Source organism: Mesorhizobium sp. M0051 (assembly GCF_040323235.1).
Taxonomy (GTDB): domain Bacteria; phylum Pseudomonadota; class Alphaproteobacteria; order Rhizobiales; family Rhizobiaceae; genus Mesorhizobium.
Window position 1 is genome coordinate 208,597 of the sequence record NZ_JAMYUT010000001.1, and the last position, 14,118, is coordinate 222,714.

At 63.7% G+C, this 14,118-nt stretch carries 17 protein-coding genes; 9 read left to right on the forward strand and 8 right to left on the reverse strand.

Annotation, left to right across the window (positions count from 1 at the left end):
• Window positions 1-13 precede the first annotated feature (13 nt).
• From NKJ90_RS00940 to NKJ90_RS00955, 4 genes are all read left to right on the forward strand, one after another.
• Window positions 14-499 carry a MaoC family dehydratase gene (locus NKJ90_RS00940; protein ID WP_263495443.1) on the forward strand — a complete coding sequence of 162 codons (486 nt, stop codon included), beginning with the start codon at window positions 14-16 and terminating at the stop codon, window positions 497-499.
• Window positions 496-1,530: a phosphotransferase family protein gene (locus NKJ90_RS00945; protein WP_023759688.1), complete on the forward strand. Its 1,035-nt coding sequence runs from the start codon at window positions 496-498 to the stop codon at window positions 1,528-1,530. Before NKJ90_RS00940 ends, NKJ90_RS00945 begins: the two co-directional genes overlap by 4 nt.
• 242 nt (window positions 1,531-1,772) lie before the next feature.
• Complete coding sequence (locus tag NKJ90_RS00950) at window positions 1,773-2,417, forward strand: TetR/AcrR family transcriptional regulator (RefSeq protein ID WP_023759686.1); 645 nt, start codon at window positions 1,773-1,775, stop codon at window positions 2,415-2,417.
• A gap of 147 nt (window positions 2,418-2,564) precedes the next feature.
• Window positions 2,565-2,813, forward strand: a complete 249-nt coding sequence (locus NKJ90_RS00955) for a DUF680 domain-containing protein (RefSeq protein ID WP_023759685.1) — start codon at window positions 2,565-2,567, stop codon at window positions 2,811-2,813.
• A gap of 42 nt (window positions 2,814-2,855) precedes the next feature.
• On the opposite strand, the gene NKJ90_RS00960 is transcribed toward NKJ90_RS00955, so the two are convergent.
• The 8 genes from NKJ90_RS00960 to NKJ90_RS00995 form a co-directional block, all read right to left on the reverse strand.
• Entirely contained in the window at window positions 2,856-3,905 is a 1,050-nt protein-coding gene (locus tag NKJ90_RS00960; RefSeq protein WP_023759684.1) for a Gfo/Idh/MocA family protein, read from the reverse strand.
• 48 nt (window positions 3,906-3,953) lie between these two features.
• Window positions 3,954-4,739 (reverse strand): ThuA domain-containing protein, encoded by a 786-nt coding sequence (locus tag NKJ90_RS00965; protein ID WP_023759683.1) that lies wholly within the window; start codon window positions 4,737-4,739, stop codon window positions 3,954-3,956.
• Window positions 4,740-4,815: 76 nt separating this feature from the next.
• The gene (locus tag NKJ90_RS00970) at window positions 4,816-5,046 is read right to left on the reverse strand and encodes a hypothetical protein (RefSeq protein ID WP_023759682.1); all 231 of its coding nucleotides are present in this window, start codon (window positions 5,044-5,046) and stop codon (window positions 4,816-4,818) included.
• Between the two features lie 58 nt (window positions 5,047-5,104).
• Window positions 5,105-5,689 carry a sarcosine oxidase subunit gamma gene (locus NKJ90_RS00975; protein WP_023759681.1) on the reverse strand — a complete coding sequence of 195 codons (585 nt, stop codon included), beginning with the start codon at window positions 5,687-5,689 and terminating at the stop codon, window positions 5,105-5,107.
• Window positions 5,682-8,675: a sarcosine oxidase subunit alpha gene (locus NKJ90_RS00980; RefSeq protein ID WP_352485540.1), complete on the reverse strand. Its 2,994-nt coding sequence runs from the start codon at window positions 8,673-8,675 to the stop codon at window positions 5,682-5,684. The genes NKJ90_RS00975 and NKJ90_RS00980 overlap by 8 nt, the downstream gene beginning before the upstream one ends.
• Window positions 8,672-8,983, reverse strand: a complete 312-nt coding sequence (locus NKJ90_RS00985) for a sarcosine oxidase subunit delta (RefSeq protein ID WP_023759679.1) — start codon at window positions 8,981-8,983, stop codon at window positions 8,672-8,674. The genes NKJ90_RS00980 and NKJ90_RS00985 overlap by 4 nt, the downstream gene beginning before the upstream one ends.
• An 11-nt stretch (window positions 8,984-8,994) precedes the next feature.
• Entirely contained in the window at window positions 8,995-9,417 is a 423-nt protein-coding gene (locus NKJ90_RS00990; RefSeq protein WP_023759678.1) for a hypothetical protein, read from the reverse strand.
• Complete coding sequence (locus NKJ90_RS00995) at window positions 9,417-10,670, reverse strand: sarcosine oxidase subunit beta (RefSeq protein WP_023759677.1); 1,254 nt, start codon at window positions 10,668-10,670, stop codon at window positions 9,417-9,419. Before NKJ90_RS00995 ends, NKJ90_RS00990 begins: the two co-directional genes overlap by 1 nt.
• A gap of 218 nt (window positions 10,671-10,888) precedes the next feature.
• Between NKJ90_RS00995 and NKJ90_RS01000 the strand changes: the two genes are divergently transcribed.
• From NKJ90_RS01000 to NKJ90_RS01020, 5 genes are all read left to right on the forward strand, one after another.
• Window positions 10,889-11,257, forward strand: coding sequence for a YrdB family protein (locus tag NKJ90_RS01000; RefSeq protein ID WP_023759676.1), 369 nt, complete (start codon window positions 10,889-10,891; stop codon window positions 11,255-11,257).
• 193 nt (window positions 11,258-11,450) lie between these two features.
• Window positions 11,451-11,837 (forward strand): SET domain-containing protein, encoded by a 387-nt coding sequence (locus NKJ90_RS01005; protein WP_023759675.1) that lies wholly within the window; start codon window positions 11,451-11,453, stop codon window positions 11,835-11,837.
• A 317-nt stretch (window positions 11,838-12,154) separates the two neighbouring features.
• Window positions 12,155-12,424: a 30S ribosomal protein S21 gene (gene rpsU / locus NKJ90_RS01010; RefSeq protein ID WP_023759674.1), complete on the forward strand. Its 270-nt coding sequence runs from the start codon at window positions 12,155-12,157 to the stop codon at window positions 12,422-12,424.
• Window positions 12,425-12,565: 141 nt separating this feature from the next.
• Complete coding sequence (locus NKJ90_RS01015; RefSeq protein WP_352485542.1) at window positions 12,566-13,408, forward strand: tetratricopeptide repeat protein; 843 nt, start codon at window positions 12,566-12,568, stop codon at window positions 13,406-13,408.
• A 198-nt stretch (window positions 13,409-13,606) separates the two neighbouring features.
• Window positions 13,607-14,083 (forward strand): DUF992 domain-containing protein, encoded by a 477-nt coding sequence (locus tag NKJ90_RS01020; RefSeq protein ID WP_023759673.1) that lies wholly within the window; start codon window positions 13,607-13,609, stop codon window positions 14,081-14,083.
• Window positions 14,084-14,118 lie beyond the last annotated feature (35 nt).

Sequence of the window (14,118 nt, forward strand, 5' to 3'; positions counted from 1 at the left end):
TGAACTGGAGGACATGAGCGTGGAACCGATCAGTCTCGATGTGCTTCTGGCCAATGTCGGCAAGGAGGTTGGCGTGTCGCCGTGGCGGGTGGTCACGCAGCGTATGATCGACCAGTTCGCCGACGCCACCGACGACCACCAGTTCATTCACTGTGATCCGGAGCGGGCCATGCGCGAGACGCCGTTCGGCGGCACCATCGCGCACGGCTTCCTGTCGCTGTCGCTGTTGTCGGCGATGACCTTCGAGACCATGCCGCCGCTGGAAAACAGCAAGATGGGCGTCAACCACGGCTTCGATTCGCTGCGCTTCCTGGCGCCGGTGAAGACCGGCGCGCGCATTCGCACCCGTTTCGTGCTGGCCGACGTCAAGGTCAGGCCGTCGGGTTGGGTGCAGACCGCGCATGACGTGACCATCGAGATCGAAGGCTCGAAGAAACCGGCGCTGACGGCACGCTGGCTGACGCTGACCTTGATCGAACGCCAGCCCGAGACGGCATGAGCGATCCGAACGTCCTCGACCAGGCGGCGCTCGCGCCTTACCTCGAGGCAAACATACCGGGCTTTTCCGGGCTTGCCGCAATCGAAAAATTCAAATCCGGCCAGTCGAACCCGACCTATCTGCTGACGGCGGCAAGCGGCCGTTACGTCCTGCGTGCCAAGCCGCCGGGCCAGCTGCTGAAATCGGCGCATCAGCTCGACCGCGAATTCAGGGTGATGAAGGCGCTTGCCGGCACCGCCGTGCCCGTGCCGGAGATGCTGCATCTCTCGTCGGAGGACTCGCCGATCGGACGTATGTTCTACGTCATGGATTTCGTCGACGGCCGCATTTTCTGGGATCCGGCGCTGCCGGAGGCCGGCGATAACGATGAACGCGCCGCCATGTACGATGCCATGAACGACACCCTCGCCGCGCTGCATGATGTCGACGTCGGGGCCGCGGGTCTCGGCGATTTCGGCCGGCCGGGCAACTACTTCGAGCGCCAGCTGGCGCGCTGGACCAGCCAGTACCGTGCCTCGGAGACCGGCACCGTGGCCGATATGGACCGGCTGATTGCCTGGCTGGAAACGCACATGCCCGAAGATGACGGCAGCGTCTCGCTGGTGCATGGCGACTACCGGCTGGACAATCTGATCTTCGCTTCCGATCGGCCTCAGGTGGTGGCGGTGCTCGATTGGGAACTGTCGACATCAGGCCATCCCTTTGCCGATATCGCCTATCAGTGCATGCAATGGCGCCTGCCTCACGCCTCAGGTTTTCGCGGCCTGGGCGGTATCGACCGGTCCGCGATCGGCCTGCCTTCCGAAGAAAACTATGTCGCCAGCTACTGCCGGCGGCGCGGACTCAGCGGCGTCGGCAACTGGACGTTCCTCCTCGCCTTTTCCTTCTTCCGGCTGGCGGCAATCTGTCAGGGCGTCTTCAAACGGGCGCTGGACGGCAACGCCTCCAATCCCGAAAAGGCGAGAACCTATGGCGAGGCGGTGAAACTGCTTTCGCATCTCGCTGCCCGACTGATCGACAAGGAGGCGTGACGATGGCCGCTTCGACGCAGCAACAATGCCGGTCGCGGATGCCGCCGGCGGGCTTGGCCGGGGCGTCGCGAAAGGCTTTGCCGCTTTTGCCGCTGAAGACGCGCTACTGATGCTCTCGGATATGGACGAGCCTCGGTGCGAGCTGAGGCATGTTGCCGTTTGGGAGCCTGTCACACCCTTGTCCGTTTTCGTACAGCGTATATAATTTGGGCCAGCACCAACCCGAACAAAGGCACCGATCTTTGCCGCCGAGTGTCCAGACACGCCGCGAGAAACAAAAGGCCGAACTGCGCTCCGAACTGGTCGAGGCCGCGCACAGGCTCGTTCAGGAGGAAGGCTATGAAGGCCTGACCATCCGCAAGCTGGCCAAGCGGGTCGGCTACGCACCGATGTCGGTCTATTCCTATTTCGCCGACAAGCAGGACATCCTGTTCGCACTCGCCGAGGATGCGTTCGAGACGCTAGCCCGCCGCATCGAGGAGCACCCATCCGACGATCCGATCGAGGCGTTGCAGGCCGTCATGACCGAATATGCCGCCTTCGGGCTCGGGAATCCCAACGAATACCGCACCGTGTTCATGACCGAGAAGACGAAGCTGCCGGAAGGCAGGAGCTACGAGGACATGGAAGAGGGCAACCCGGCGATGAAGGTGCTGATCAGCAGGGTCGAGGCCTGCGTGGCCGCCGGCAAATTGCAGGGCGACCCGCGCGCCATCGCCACCATGCTGTGGGCAGTTGGCCACGGCACGATCTCGCTGCTGATCACCTTTCCGTTCTACCCCTTCGGCGATCCGCAGGCTTTCGTGAAGCGCATGTGCGATTTCACGCTTGCCACGCTCAGCACGCAAAACGTGCCGCCGCTGACCGACACACCGGTCAACTGCTGAACGCCAGTTTCCTTTCGAATTCTTGGTTAACAAAAAGTTTAGCGTACGCGTACGGTTTTATCTTGAACTTCGCGATCTACGGACGTATGTGTACAGTGCATCGTACATGTACGACAAGAATTCACCCGTCGAAAACGGAGACAGACTATGAAAAAGACACTCTTCACCCTCGCAGCCGTGCTGGCACTTTCGGGCTCGGCCTTCGCCGCCAGCGCGCCCCACATGGTCAAGCATGCGTCCGCTGCAACCTGCGTAGACACGAAGACCAACGTGAAGCTCGATTGCGCCTCGACCGGCTCGGTCGAGAAGAAGGGCGCCACGGAAAACACCGCTGAAGGCAAGAGCCCGCGGCTCGGCATCAGCATCGACCCGTGGATCGTGCCGAGCTCGTTCTAAGATTCGCAGAAATCGCGTACGGCCGGCAAAAGCCGGCCAGCTTCAGGCGACCAGGATCGGCAGCTTGGCCGCAGAACTCTCGAAGGCCGCGTCGATCAGTTTCTGCATGTCGGCGGCGCGCCGGAAGGACGGATCGCCGTTTCGGCCTGCATCCAGCGCGTCGGCAAAGCGCCGGGCGTTACGCTTGACATTGGGCAGCGGCAGCGTTCGCCAGCGCTGAAGATCGACATCGCCAGCCAGGCAGGCCGACAGGTTCGACACCTTGCCATTGGTCTCGACCTTGATGGCGCCCTTGGTGCCGTGCAGGGCCAGCGACAAATCGTTGGTATGGCCGGTCATGTAGCGGCTTGCCACGATCGTGGCGAGCGCGCCGGAATCGAGACGCGCCGTCATCGCGACGCTGTCATTGGCATCCAGCACATAGTCGCCGATGCGCTCGCCCTCGGCCTTCGGAAACGTCACCAGATCGGCATGCAAGCTGACGATATCCTGGCCGGCGCCATAGGTGGCGAAGTCTAGGATGTGAATGCCGACATCGCCGAGAACGCCGGTCGAACCGTGCCGGCTCGACAGGCGCCATAGCCATTTGTCCTCGACCCGCCAGTCGCCCCATGATTTGCTGATCAGCCAGCTCTGTCGGTAGCTCGCCTCGACATGGCGCAGCTCGCCGATCTCGCCGGCCTGCACCATGCGCCGCGCTTCCTGGATTGCCGGTGAGTTGCGATAGGTCAGGTTGACCATGTTGACCACCCCGGCTGCCTCTGCCGCTTCGGTCATTGCCAGCGCGTCGGGGTGGTTCGGCGCCAGCGGCTTTTCGCAAAACACATGCTTTCCCTCGGCAAGCAGCGCCAGCGTCGTCGCCAAATGTGCACCATCCGGCGTCGCGTTGATGGCGGCATCGAAATGGCCCCAGGCGACCGCCGCCTCCAGGCTCTCGAAGAAATCTCCGATCTTGCTGGCAGCGGCGAATGCGGCCGCACGGCCGGGCACCTGATCGACGCAGGCGACGATGCCGCAGCCGGCAATCCCGGCGAACTCCTCGACATGATGCCCGGCGATGCCGCCCGTGCCGAGCAGAAGAATTCGATGCATCAGTTCAGGCCCCCAATCACCTCACGCCGCAATCGACTCACGCGCCGATCAGCCAAGACCCCTGTCGCCATCGGCATGCAGGCGCAGGCCTTTTTGGACGATCTTCTCCTTGGCGGCATCCGTCGGCACGTTCGGGGCATTGGTGATGCCGGACCAGGCCGGCGCCGGGTTGCGCGCCCAGTGCACCGCATTGCGCAGCACCTGCCGCACGCCTTCGTTGTGATAGATTGGATAGGTCTCGTGACCGGGCGAGAAGTAGAAGATCCTGCCGGCGCCGCGCTGGTAGGTCAGCCCGGACCGGAACACCTCACCGCCCTCGTACCAGGAGACGAACACCGTCTCGAGCGGCTCCGGCACGGCGAAGGGCTCGCCATACATTTCGGTCTCGCCGATCTCCAGGCACTCGCCGATGCCCTGCGCGATCGGATGGCCGCGGTTGATCGCCCAGACGCGCTCGCGCTCGCCCGCCTCGCGCCATTTCAGCGAACAGGGCGTGCCCATCAGCCGCTTGAAAATCTTCGAGTAATGCCCGGAATGGAGCACAATCAGCCCCATGCCTTCCCACACCCGCTTCTGCACCCGCTCGACGATCTCGTCCTTGACCTCGCCATGCGCCGCATGGCCCCACCACAGCAGCACGTCGGCGGCGGCCAGGCGCTTTTCGCCCAGGCCGTGCTCGGGCTCCTGCAAGGTGGCGGTGGTCGCCTCGATGCCCTTGTCCTGGTTGAGCGCCGCGGCAATGGTGCCATGCATGCCCAGGGGATAGAGGTCGCGCACGGCGGCATTGGTCTGCTCGTGGACGTTCTCGCCCCAGACGATCGCTTTTGTCGGCATTTTTATCTCCCAAAGCGCTTTAAGTAGCATGTCCAATGGGATTGAGAAGGTCCGATGCCGCCTGGCCCGATGAAAACTACGCCTTGCGCTTCTTGCGCCCGGGCACGGTCTTGGCCTGGCCCGGCTTCGCCGGAGCGCCCGAGATGGACGATCCAGTGATCGACACCGGATCGCTGGCCGGGAACGTGTCTTCGAGGCCTTCCTCGAGTTCCTCTTCGGCGCTCGGCGCTTCGTGCCGCTCCTGTTCGAGCGAACGGACGGCCGACGTCTTTTTGACCGGCGACTTGGGCGCGGAATTCGACGGCATCGGCATTCTCCCTCGGCGTGAGGATGCAGAACGAGCCTGCCCTGCAAACGTTCCGGATTCAGACCGCTGCGTCGCGCGATCCCTCGGACAAAAAAGTAAAGACATAGTCCGAGAAGGAACGCCAGCATTCAACCCTGAAGGCGTCCGGCGCCGTGCGCAACAGCACGATCTCGGTCTTGCCGAGGATGGTTCGCGACGCCGCTCCAACCGGGAAGCCATCGGGCGACAGGTCCTGCGGGCAACCCGCATTGATCGTCGCTGCTGCCCCGGTGCCCGTCACGGCGATAGCGATGTTGCGATGCGAGATGCCGACCGCCGAGTGCAAGGCGGAAACCCCAGCACAATCGGCCAGCGGATCCTTGCCCGCCTCATCGATGACCAGCCATTCGTCGGGGCCGAGCCACAAGGCGGTTCGCCCGCCCTTCGAAGCGGACGTCTTCGGCTTTTTCGGCAAGGTCACGCCGAGCGCCTTGGAAAGCGCTGCAAGCGAGGCCTCCGGTGCGCGCAATGAAATGCGCTCGGCCGGCGGCAGCACCTCGACCTTGACGCCGATACCGGTCGTGCTGCGTCCGGCCAGCGCCGGACGGCGTTCTACCGAAGGCGATGTCACCGGTGCCGTCTTTCTTGCAGCAGCCTTAGCCATTGAGGCGCCCTCCCGTCTCGTCGAAGAACACCATGCTGGCAACCTCCACTTCGATCGCGCCGTTCGGCATCGGCACAAAGAGCGTGTCGCCCATGCGGTCGCGGCCGCCGGCGACCAGCGCCACCGCGATCGAGCGGCCGCAATTTTCCGACCAATAGCTCGAGGTGACATGGCCGATCATCTTCATCGGGATCGCCTGCCGGGGATCCTCGACGATCTGCGCGCCCTCTTCCAGCACCACTTTCGGGTCTTTCGTTTTCAGGCCGACCAACTGCTTGCGGCCCTTGGCGACAAGGTCGGGTCGCGTCAAGCCGCGGATGCCGACGAAGTCCGTCTTCTTCTTGCCGACCGCCCAGTCGAGACCGGCATCGTTCGGCGTCACCGTGCCGTCGGTATCCTGGCCGACGATGATGTAGCCCTTTTCGGCGCGCAGCACGTGCATGGCCTCGGTCCCATACGCGGCAGCGCCGTGCTTCTGGCCTTGCGCCCACAGCGCTTCCCAGACAGCCTGCCCGTAATCGGCAGGCACGTTGACCTCGAAGCCGCGCTCGCCAGTGAACGACATGCGAAACAGCCTGGTCGGCACGCCGCAGATCTTGCCTTCGCGCACCGACATATGCGGCAGCGCCTCGTCCGACATGTCGATGCCTTCGACCAGCGGAGCGATGATGTCGCGGGATTTCGGTCCCTGCACCGCGATGACGGCCCATTGCTCGGTGATCGAGGTCAGCCAGACGTTGAGATGCGGGAACTCTGTCTGGAGATAATCCTCCATGTGGTTCATGACGCGCGGCGCGCCGCCGGTCGTCGTCGTCACATGGAAACGGTCTGGCGCCAGCCTGCCGACGACGCCGTCATCATAGATGAAGCCATCCTCGCGCAGCATGATGCCGTAGCGGCAGCGGCCGGGCTCCAGTTTCTCCCATGGGTTGGTGTAGAGCAGCTCCATGAATTTCGCTGCGTCCGGACCGACCACTTCGATCTTGCCCAGCGTCGAGGCATCGAACAGGCCGGCCGTCTTGCGTACCGCAACGCATTCGCGGTCGACCGCGGCGTGCATGTCCTCGCCTGCCTTGGGGAAATACCAGGCGCGTTTCCACTGGCCGACATCCTCGAACACCGCGCCTTGCGCCTCTGCCCAGGGATGGATCGCAGTCTTGCGCGTCGGGTCGAACAGCGGACCCCGCGCATGGCTGACGATCGCGCCGAAGGTCACCGGCGTATAGGGCGCCCGGAACGTGGTCAGCCCGACCTCCGGGATCGGCTTGCCCAGCGTCTCGGCGGCAATCGCCAGGCCGTGCATGTTGGAGGTCTTGCCCTGGTCGGTCGCCATGCCGTTGGTGGTGAAGCGCTTGACGTGCTCGATCGACCGCATGCCCTCGTGCACCGCCTGGCGGATATCCTTGGCGGCGACGTCGTTCTGGAAATCGACGAAGGCTTTCACGGTCGTGTCCGGCCCGGCTCCTGGCGCCGCACCCAGCATGCCGCGCGACCAGTTTTCCGAGGCATCGACTTTCGGCTTTGTGCCCTTGGCGGTTTTCGCGCCCGCATCCTTGGCCGACTTGGCGCCCGCCGCATAGGCTTCGTCGATCGTCGCCGACAGCCCGTCGGTGCCGTTGCAGGCGCCGACAGAGACGCAGTCCTGCGCATAGGTGCCCGGCACGAAGCGCTTGGTCTCGTCGTTGAAGGCGACCTTGCCGCGCGACTGCGAGAACAGATGCACCGAAGGCGTCCAGCCGGCCGACATCAGGATCGCATCGACCGGGATGGTGCGTTCGCCGCCGCCATTCTTCGGCTGCACGGTCATCGACGACACCCTGAGCTTGCCGCCTGCGCGGATGACGGCACGGCCGAAATTCACCTCGATGCCGAGCGCCCTCGCCTCGTCGATCGCCGGCCCGGTCGGGTTGTCGCGTAAATCGACGATCGCCGCCACGTTAATGCCGGCTTTCTTCAGGTCGATTGCCGCTGCATAGGCGGAATCATTGGCGGTGTAGACGCCGACATTCTTGCCGACCGCAACGCCATAGTGGTTGAGATAGGTGCGCGCCGCACCTGCCAGCATGACGCCCGGCCGGTCGTTGTCGGCGAACACCATGTGGCGCTCGATGGCGCCGGAGGCCAGCACCACGCGCTTGGCCCTCACCTGCCACAGCCGCTCGCGCGCCAGATCGTGGCCGGGAGTCTTCAAATGATCGCTGACACGCTCGACCAGCCCGACGAAATTCTGCGCGTAATAGCCGAACGCCGTCGTGCGCGAGAGCACGCGTACATTGTCCATGGCGGCGAGCTTGGCCACCGCACCTTGAGCCCAGGCAAAGCCGTCCTGGCCGTCGATTTTCGCACCGCTCTCGAACCGTAGGCTGCCGCCGAACTCGGCCTGTTCGTCGGCAAGGATGACGCGCACGCCGGTCTCGGCTGCGGCAAGCGCCGCCGCGATGCCGGCGGCGCCGCCGCCCAGCACCAGGACCTCGCAATGCGCATAGCGCGACGAATAATGGTCCGGGTCCGGTTGGTCCGGGGAAACGCCAAGTCCGGCCGCGGCGCGGATCTTGGGTTCGTACAGGCTCTTCCATGCAGCCTTCGGCCACATGAAGGTCTTGTAGTAGAAGCCGGCCGAAAACAGCGGCGAAGCAAAGTCGTTGACCGCGCTGACGTCGAAGGACAATGAAGGCCAGCGGTTCTGCGACTGCGCGTCCAGCCCGTCATAGAGTTCCTGCACGGTGGCCCGCACGTTCGGCGTCTTGCGTGCCGCGTCGCGCTTGATCTCGACCAGCGCGTTCGGTTCCTCGGCGCCCGCCGACAGGATGCCGCGCGGACGATGGTACTTGAACGAGCGGCCGACAAGATGGACGCCATTGGCGAGCAGCGCCGAAGCCAGCGTGTCGCCCTCGATGCCGGTATAGGACTGGCCATCGAAACTGAACCGCGCGGTCTTCGCCTGCTTGAAGCGACCGGCGCCGGGAATGCGGAACGCGCCGATCATTTGGCAACCACTTCGTTGGAGTTTTTGGGCAACTTGGACGGTTTCGGCTCGCCAGCCTTGTAGGTCATGACGAACTTGTCGGTGACGGTGTCGCGCACGGCGTTGAAGAAACGGGCGCAGCCATGCATGTGCCGCCAGCGCTCATAAATGATACCCTTGGGGTTCGAGCGGATGAAGAAGAACTTCTCGAAATCGTCGTCGCTCTCGCCGGCCATGTTGGCCGAGCGCGCGATATGCGCCTCGCCGGCGTTGCGGAACTCGAGTTCCGGGCGCTCTTCCTCGCAATAAGGGCAGCGGATGAGAAGCATTGTCCTGGTTCCTACAATTCGCCGTGGCCGACGCGGGCGCCCGCCGGTTGATCGCAAAGCTTCTGTCCCAACGTCGCGAACGGTGCGACGAGCCGGATGCGCTCTTCCACGCTTGCAGCGGGACGAAACAGATCGCGAGACGCCATGTTGCCGAGGGTGAGTTGCATCGGATCGGTTGTGACGATGACCTGACGTGGCTGGAACGTCTCGTCCTCCTCGAGCCCTTCGGACCGTCCCTCGAAGAACATCACCACCCTCTGGCCGCCGCTCCAGACGCAGGCCAGCGTGCCATCGTCGACCGAAAATGGCCAGTCGGCCTCGTTGTCGGCGCGACTGATCGGCTGCAGCCGCAATTCATCCGCCGAAGGAAAATGGAACATCCCCTGTTCCCCCGCCAGCATCAGCGGCATAGCGACAGCCATCTGCGCCATCATCAGTGCGCCACCGCCGCCGCCGCCGCCTCGTCGATGAGCCGGCCGGTGCGGAAGCGTTCGATGGTGAAGGGTGCGTTGATCGGATGCGGATCGTCCTTGGCGATTGTGTGGGCAAAGACATGGCCCGAACCCGGCGTCGCCTTGAAGCCACCCGTGCCCCAGCCGCAATTGACGTAGAGGCCAGGCACCGGCGTCTTGGCCAGGATCGGCGAGCGGTCCGGCGTCACATCGACGATGCCGCCCCAGGAGCGCAGCATCTTCATGCGCGTGAAGATCGGGAACATCTCGCAGATGGCGTCGAGCGTGTGCTGCAGGATGTGCAGGCCGCCGGTCTGCGAATAGGACACATACTGGTCTGTGCCGGCGCCGATCACCAGTTCGCCCTTGTCGGACTGCGAGATATAGGCGTGCACTGTGTTCGACATGACAACGCAAGGCACCACCGGCTTGACCGGCTCCGACACCAGCGCTTGCAACGGATAGCTCTCCAGCGGCATGCGCACGCCGGCCATGTTCATGATCACCGAGGAATGGCCGGCGGCAACGACGCCGACCTTCTTGGCGCCGATGAAGCCGCGCGTCGTGTCGACGCCCGTGACGGCGCCATTGGCGGCCCGCTTGACGCCGGTGACTTCGCAGTTCTGGATGATGTGCACGCCGCGCGCCGAAGCGCCGCGCGCATAGCCCCAGGCAACCGCATCGTGGCGCGCCGTGCCGCCGCGCCGCTGCAGTGCGGCACCGACGACTGGATAGCGCGCATCCTTGGAGGTGTTGAGCGGCGGGCAGAATTCCTTCGCCTGCTCCGGCGTCAGCCATTCATTGTCGATGCCGTTCAGCCGGTTGGCGTGGACGTGGCGCTTCAGCACCTGGACGTCGTGCACGTTGTGGGCGAGCATCATGACGCCGCGGGCCGAGTACATGACGTTGTAATTGAGCTCCTGGCTCAGCCCATCCCACAGCTTCAGCGCGTGGTCGTAAATGCCGGCGCTCTCGTCATAGAGATAGTTGGAACGGATGATGGTGGTGTTGCGGCCGGTGTTGCCGCCGCCAAGCCAGCCCTTTTCCAGCACAGCGACATTGGTGATGCCGTGCACCGTGGCGAGATAGTAGGCTGTGGCCAGGCCATGGCCGCCGGCGCCGACGATGATGACGTCGTATTCCTTCTTGGGCTCCGGCGAGGACCACTGCTCCTCCCAGCCCTTGTGGCCGCGCATGGCCTCGCGGGCGATGGCGAATACCGAATATTTCTTCAACGTCCCAACCTCGCCCCAGAAAAGGCCTCGCGAATAGCAGCCGGGCGTTCATTCGATCCCGGCGCGCGAGGTGTATCACTAGCGAAACAGCGCTTCCACCCTTGCGCTGTTTGCGACGGCGCTTGCCGTTTTGCGCCACGGCGAAAAAGCCGCATGCGATCTGGCAGCTAAGGCCCCGTTCGGTCACACTGTCTGTCGCGAGACTTTGGAGGACTATTATGGGCAATGCCTGGTGGAATCTGACGTTGCGCTTCCTGCTGGAGCTTGCGGCCTTGCTCGGGCTCGGCATCGCCAGCTGGGGCCTCTCACACGATTGGTGGCGCTGGGTCGCTGCGTTGGCCATACCGCTCGTTGCTGCTGCGCTGTGGGGAACCTTCGCCGTGCTCAATGATCCGAGTCGGTCGGGCCGCGCCCCTGTGCCGGTTCCGGGCGCGGTGCGGCTGGTGCTGGAACTCGTCATCCTGTTCGCCGGCGCGGCTGGGTTCTACCTGGCCGGCCAAACGACCACGGGCATCGTCATGGCCCTGCTGATCGTCATCAGCTACGCATTCTCGCTCGATCGCCTGGGATGGTTGTTGCGGCAATAGTTCGCCCCACTGGCCTCGCCTGTTTGGCGAGCGACAAGGAAGGCGCGGCGTGTCGATCAACCGGACGTGAAGTCTTTTTGCGGCCAGGACGCATGTTCGTAGTCATAACGCAGACCGCCGGTCTTGCTTTTTCCACGCGATTTGGCGATGCCGTTTCGAAACGGGTCTTCTTGCCAAAACGGGTCCTGCCAACATGATGCTGATCAGAACCTACGTGGCTGCGAGCGCGATCGAGGGCGTCGGCATGTTCGCCGCCGAGCCGATCAGGAAAGGCGCTTCGATCTGGCGGCTCGATCCGGATTTCGACCGGTTGATCCCGATGGACAAATACGAGGCGGCACCGCCGCCTCTGAGGGAATTGCTCGAGCGCTATGCCTATCCGAGCCCTGACCGGCCTGGCTTCATGGTCTATGAGGTCGACAATGGGCGCTTCATGAACCATTCGGCCAGCCCGAACACGGATTTTTCGCAGTATGGCGGGGCCACCGCGACCCGCGACATCGCCGAGGGCGAGGAGATCACCTGCGACTACGGCGAGTTTTTCGAGGATTTTGAGCGGCTGCATTTGGCAACGGCATAGAGATCCGCCGGGGAGTGGGAGGCAAGCTGGCCTCGGCTTGCCCGCCATCATTCGTCTGAAGCGACTGCCTTGCCGCCTTGGCCATAGCCGTGACGGCAACTATGCTAGTGTTTTGGGTATGGTGCTGATTTGCGCCTGAACCCCGCCCATGAGGCGGGTTTTTTGTTTCGGCTTCGGCGCCATTCTTCCATTTCGACTGTGGACAGCGCGGCCTGATTCTGCTATCAGCCGCCCCAATTCGTGGTGTAAACCGCCGCGGAGGCTAGTGGCTATGGCCGCTTGCCTGTTGACATCAAACCCGAAAGACAGGATTGCCCGTGCAGGTACTCGTCCGCGACAATAACGTTGATCAGGCGCTTCGCGCTCTCAAGAAGAAGATGCAGCGCGAAGGCATTTTCCGCGAAATGAAGATGCGCGGTCACTACGAGAAGCCGTCCGAAAAGCGCGCCCGTGAAAAGGCTGAAGCTGTCCGCCGCGCCCGCAAGCTGGCCCGCAAGCGCGCCCAGCGCGAAGGCCTGCTGCCGATGACGCCGCGCCCCGTTGCTGCTGGCGCCGCCGGCGGTGCTCCGCGTCCGCCGCGGTTCTAACGCCAATTTTTCGTCCTTTTCGAAGGATATCAGAGGTGGCGCGATGCGGAATCGCCGCCACCTTTTTGTTTTGGTTGTGACCCGGCCCGGAGGGGGGAACCGGACCTGAGCGACGCGGCTTGAAGTGAGGACAGGGCAGACATGAACGCAGCAAGCGTGGAGCGCGGGACCGCATTGCGTGGTTTCGCCCTGACAGTGGCCCTGCTCTCCGGATTGGCGCTTGCCGGCTGCCAGACGTCAGGCCCGACCGGCGAATTCAACAACATCGACAAGGCGCAGGGGTCGAGCGAGAACATCTCCTCGCTGTCGGCGGTCATCCAGCGCAATCCCCAGGATCCCGAAGCGTACAACGTGCGCGGCTCGGCCTATGGCCGTGGCGGCCAGTACCAGGCAGCGCTCAAGGATTTCAACCAGGCCATCCAACTCAACCCGAATTTCTTCCAGGCCTATTCGAACCGCGCGCTCATCCAGCGCTTCCTCGGCAATCAGACGGCCGCGCTCGAGGACTACAACCGTTCGATCCAGATCAATTCAAACTATGACGCCGCCTACATTGGGCGCGGCAACCTTTATCGCAAGGCGGGCCGCACCCAGGACGCTTTCAACGACTTCCAGAAGGCGATCCAGCTCGACACGACCGACGCGCGCGCCTACCACAATCGTGGCCTGATCTATCAGAGCCAGGGTCAGCACAAGTTCGCTATCGAGGACTTCTCGACGGCGATCTCGCTGGCGCCGGACGCTGCCGAACCCTACAATGGCCGCGGCCTTTCCTATCTGGCAACCAACGACGAAGACAACGCCTTCTCCGACTTCAACATGGCGATCAAGCTCGACGGCAACAATGCCGAAGCCTGGGCCAATCAGGCGTTGATCTACGAGCGGCGCGGCGACAAGGCCAAGGCAGCGAAATCCTATCGCGAAGCCGTCCGCCTGAACCCGGCCTACCAGCCGGCCAAGGACGGCCTCGCCCGCGTCAGCTGATCGATTTCGGTAGCATTCCCAGACAATCTGCGTGGCATCCAAGTGCCGCGGCGTCCTTTGCGTGTCCGAAAAGACGCATCTCGGCAACCGTGCGTTAACCCCGGCAGCAAGGGGTTGACCCGTGCCTTGTTCGCGCCAAGTTTTCAGCGGAACGGTCTGCCCACCGTTGTCAAAAAGCTATTTGCGAAAGGACCTCCCATGATCAAGAAACTCGCCTGCGCCGCTGTCCTCGCCATGACGGAGTTTGCCGTCGCCCCGGCCAGCGCCGGCAAGCTGCAACTCGGCACGCTCGACTGCACCATTGACGGCGGCACCGCTTATATCGTCGCGTCCAACAAGGGTGTGTCCTGCGTCTTCCGCCCCCATCATCACGGACCGTCCGAGGTTTACACCGGCGTGATCTCCAAGGTCGGCCTGGATGTCGGCAAGACGCATCAGGGCCAGCTCGTCTGGGCCGTGCTGGCGGCAACGCGCGACCGCGACGGAGGCGATCTCGCCGGCAGCTACTACGGCGTCAACGCCGAGGCGAGCGTCGTGACCGGCGGCGGCGCCAACCTGCTGGTTGGCGGCCTGGACAGCGCCTTCATGCTGGAGCCGCTCAGCGTCCAGGCGCAGACCGGCGTCAACCTTGCTGTGGCCGTGACCTCGCTCCAGCTCATCCATTCGTTCAAGTGAATGCAGTGGAGCCATGCGCTCCACGACCCCTCACC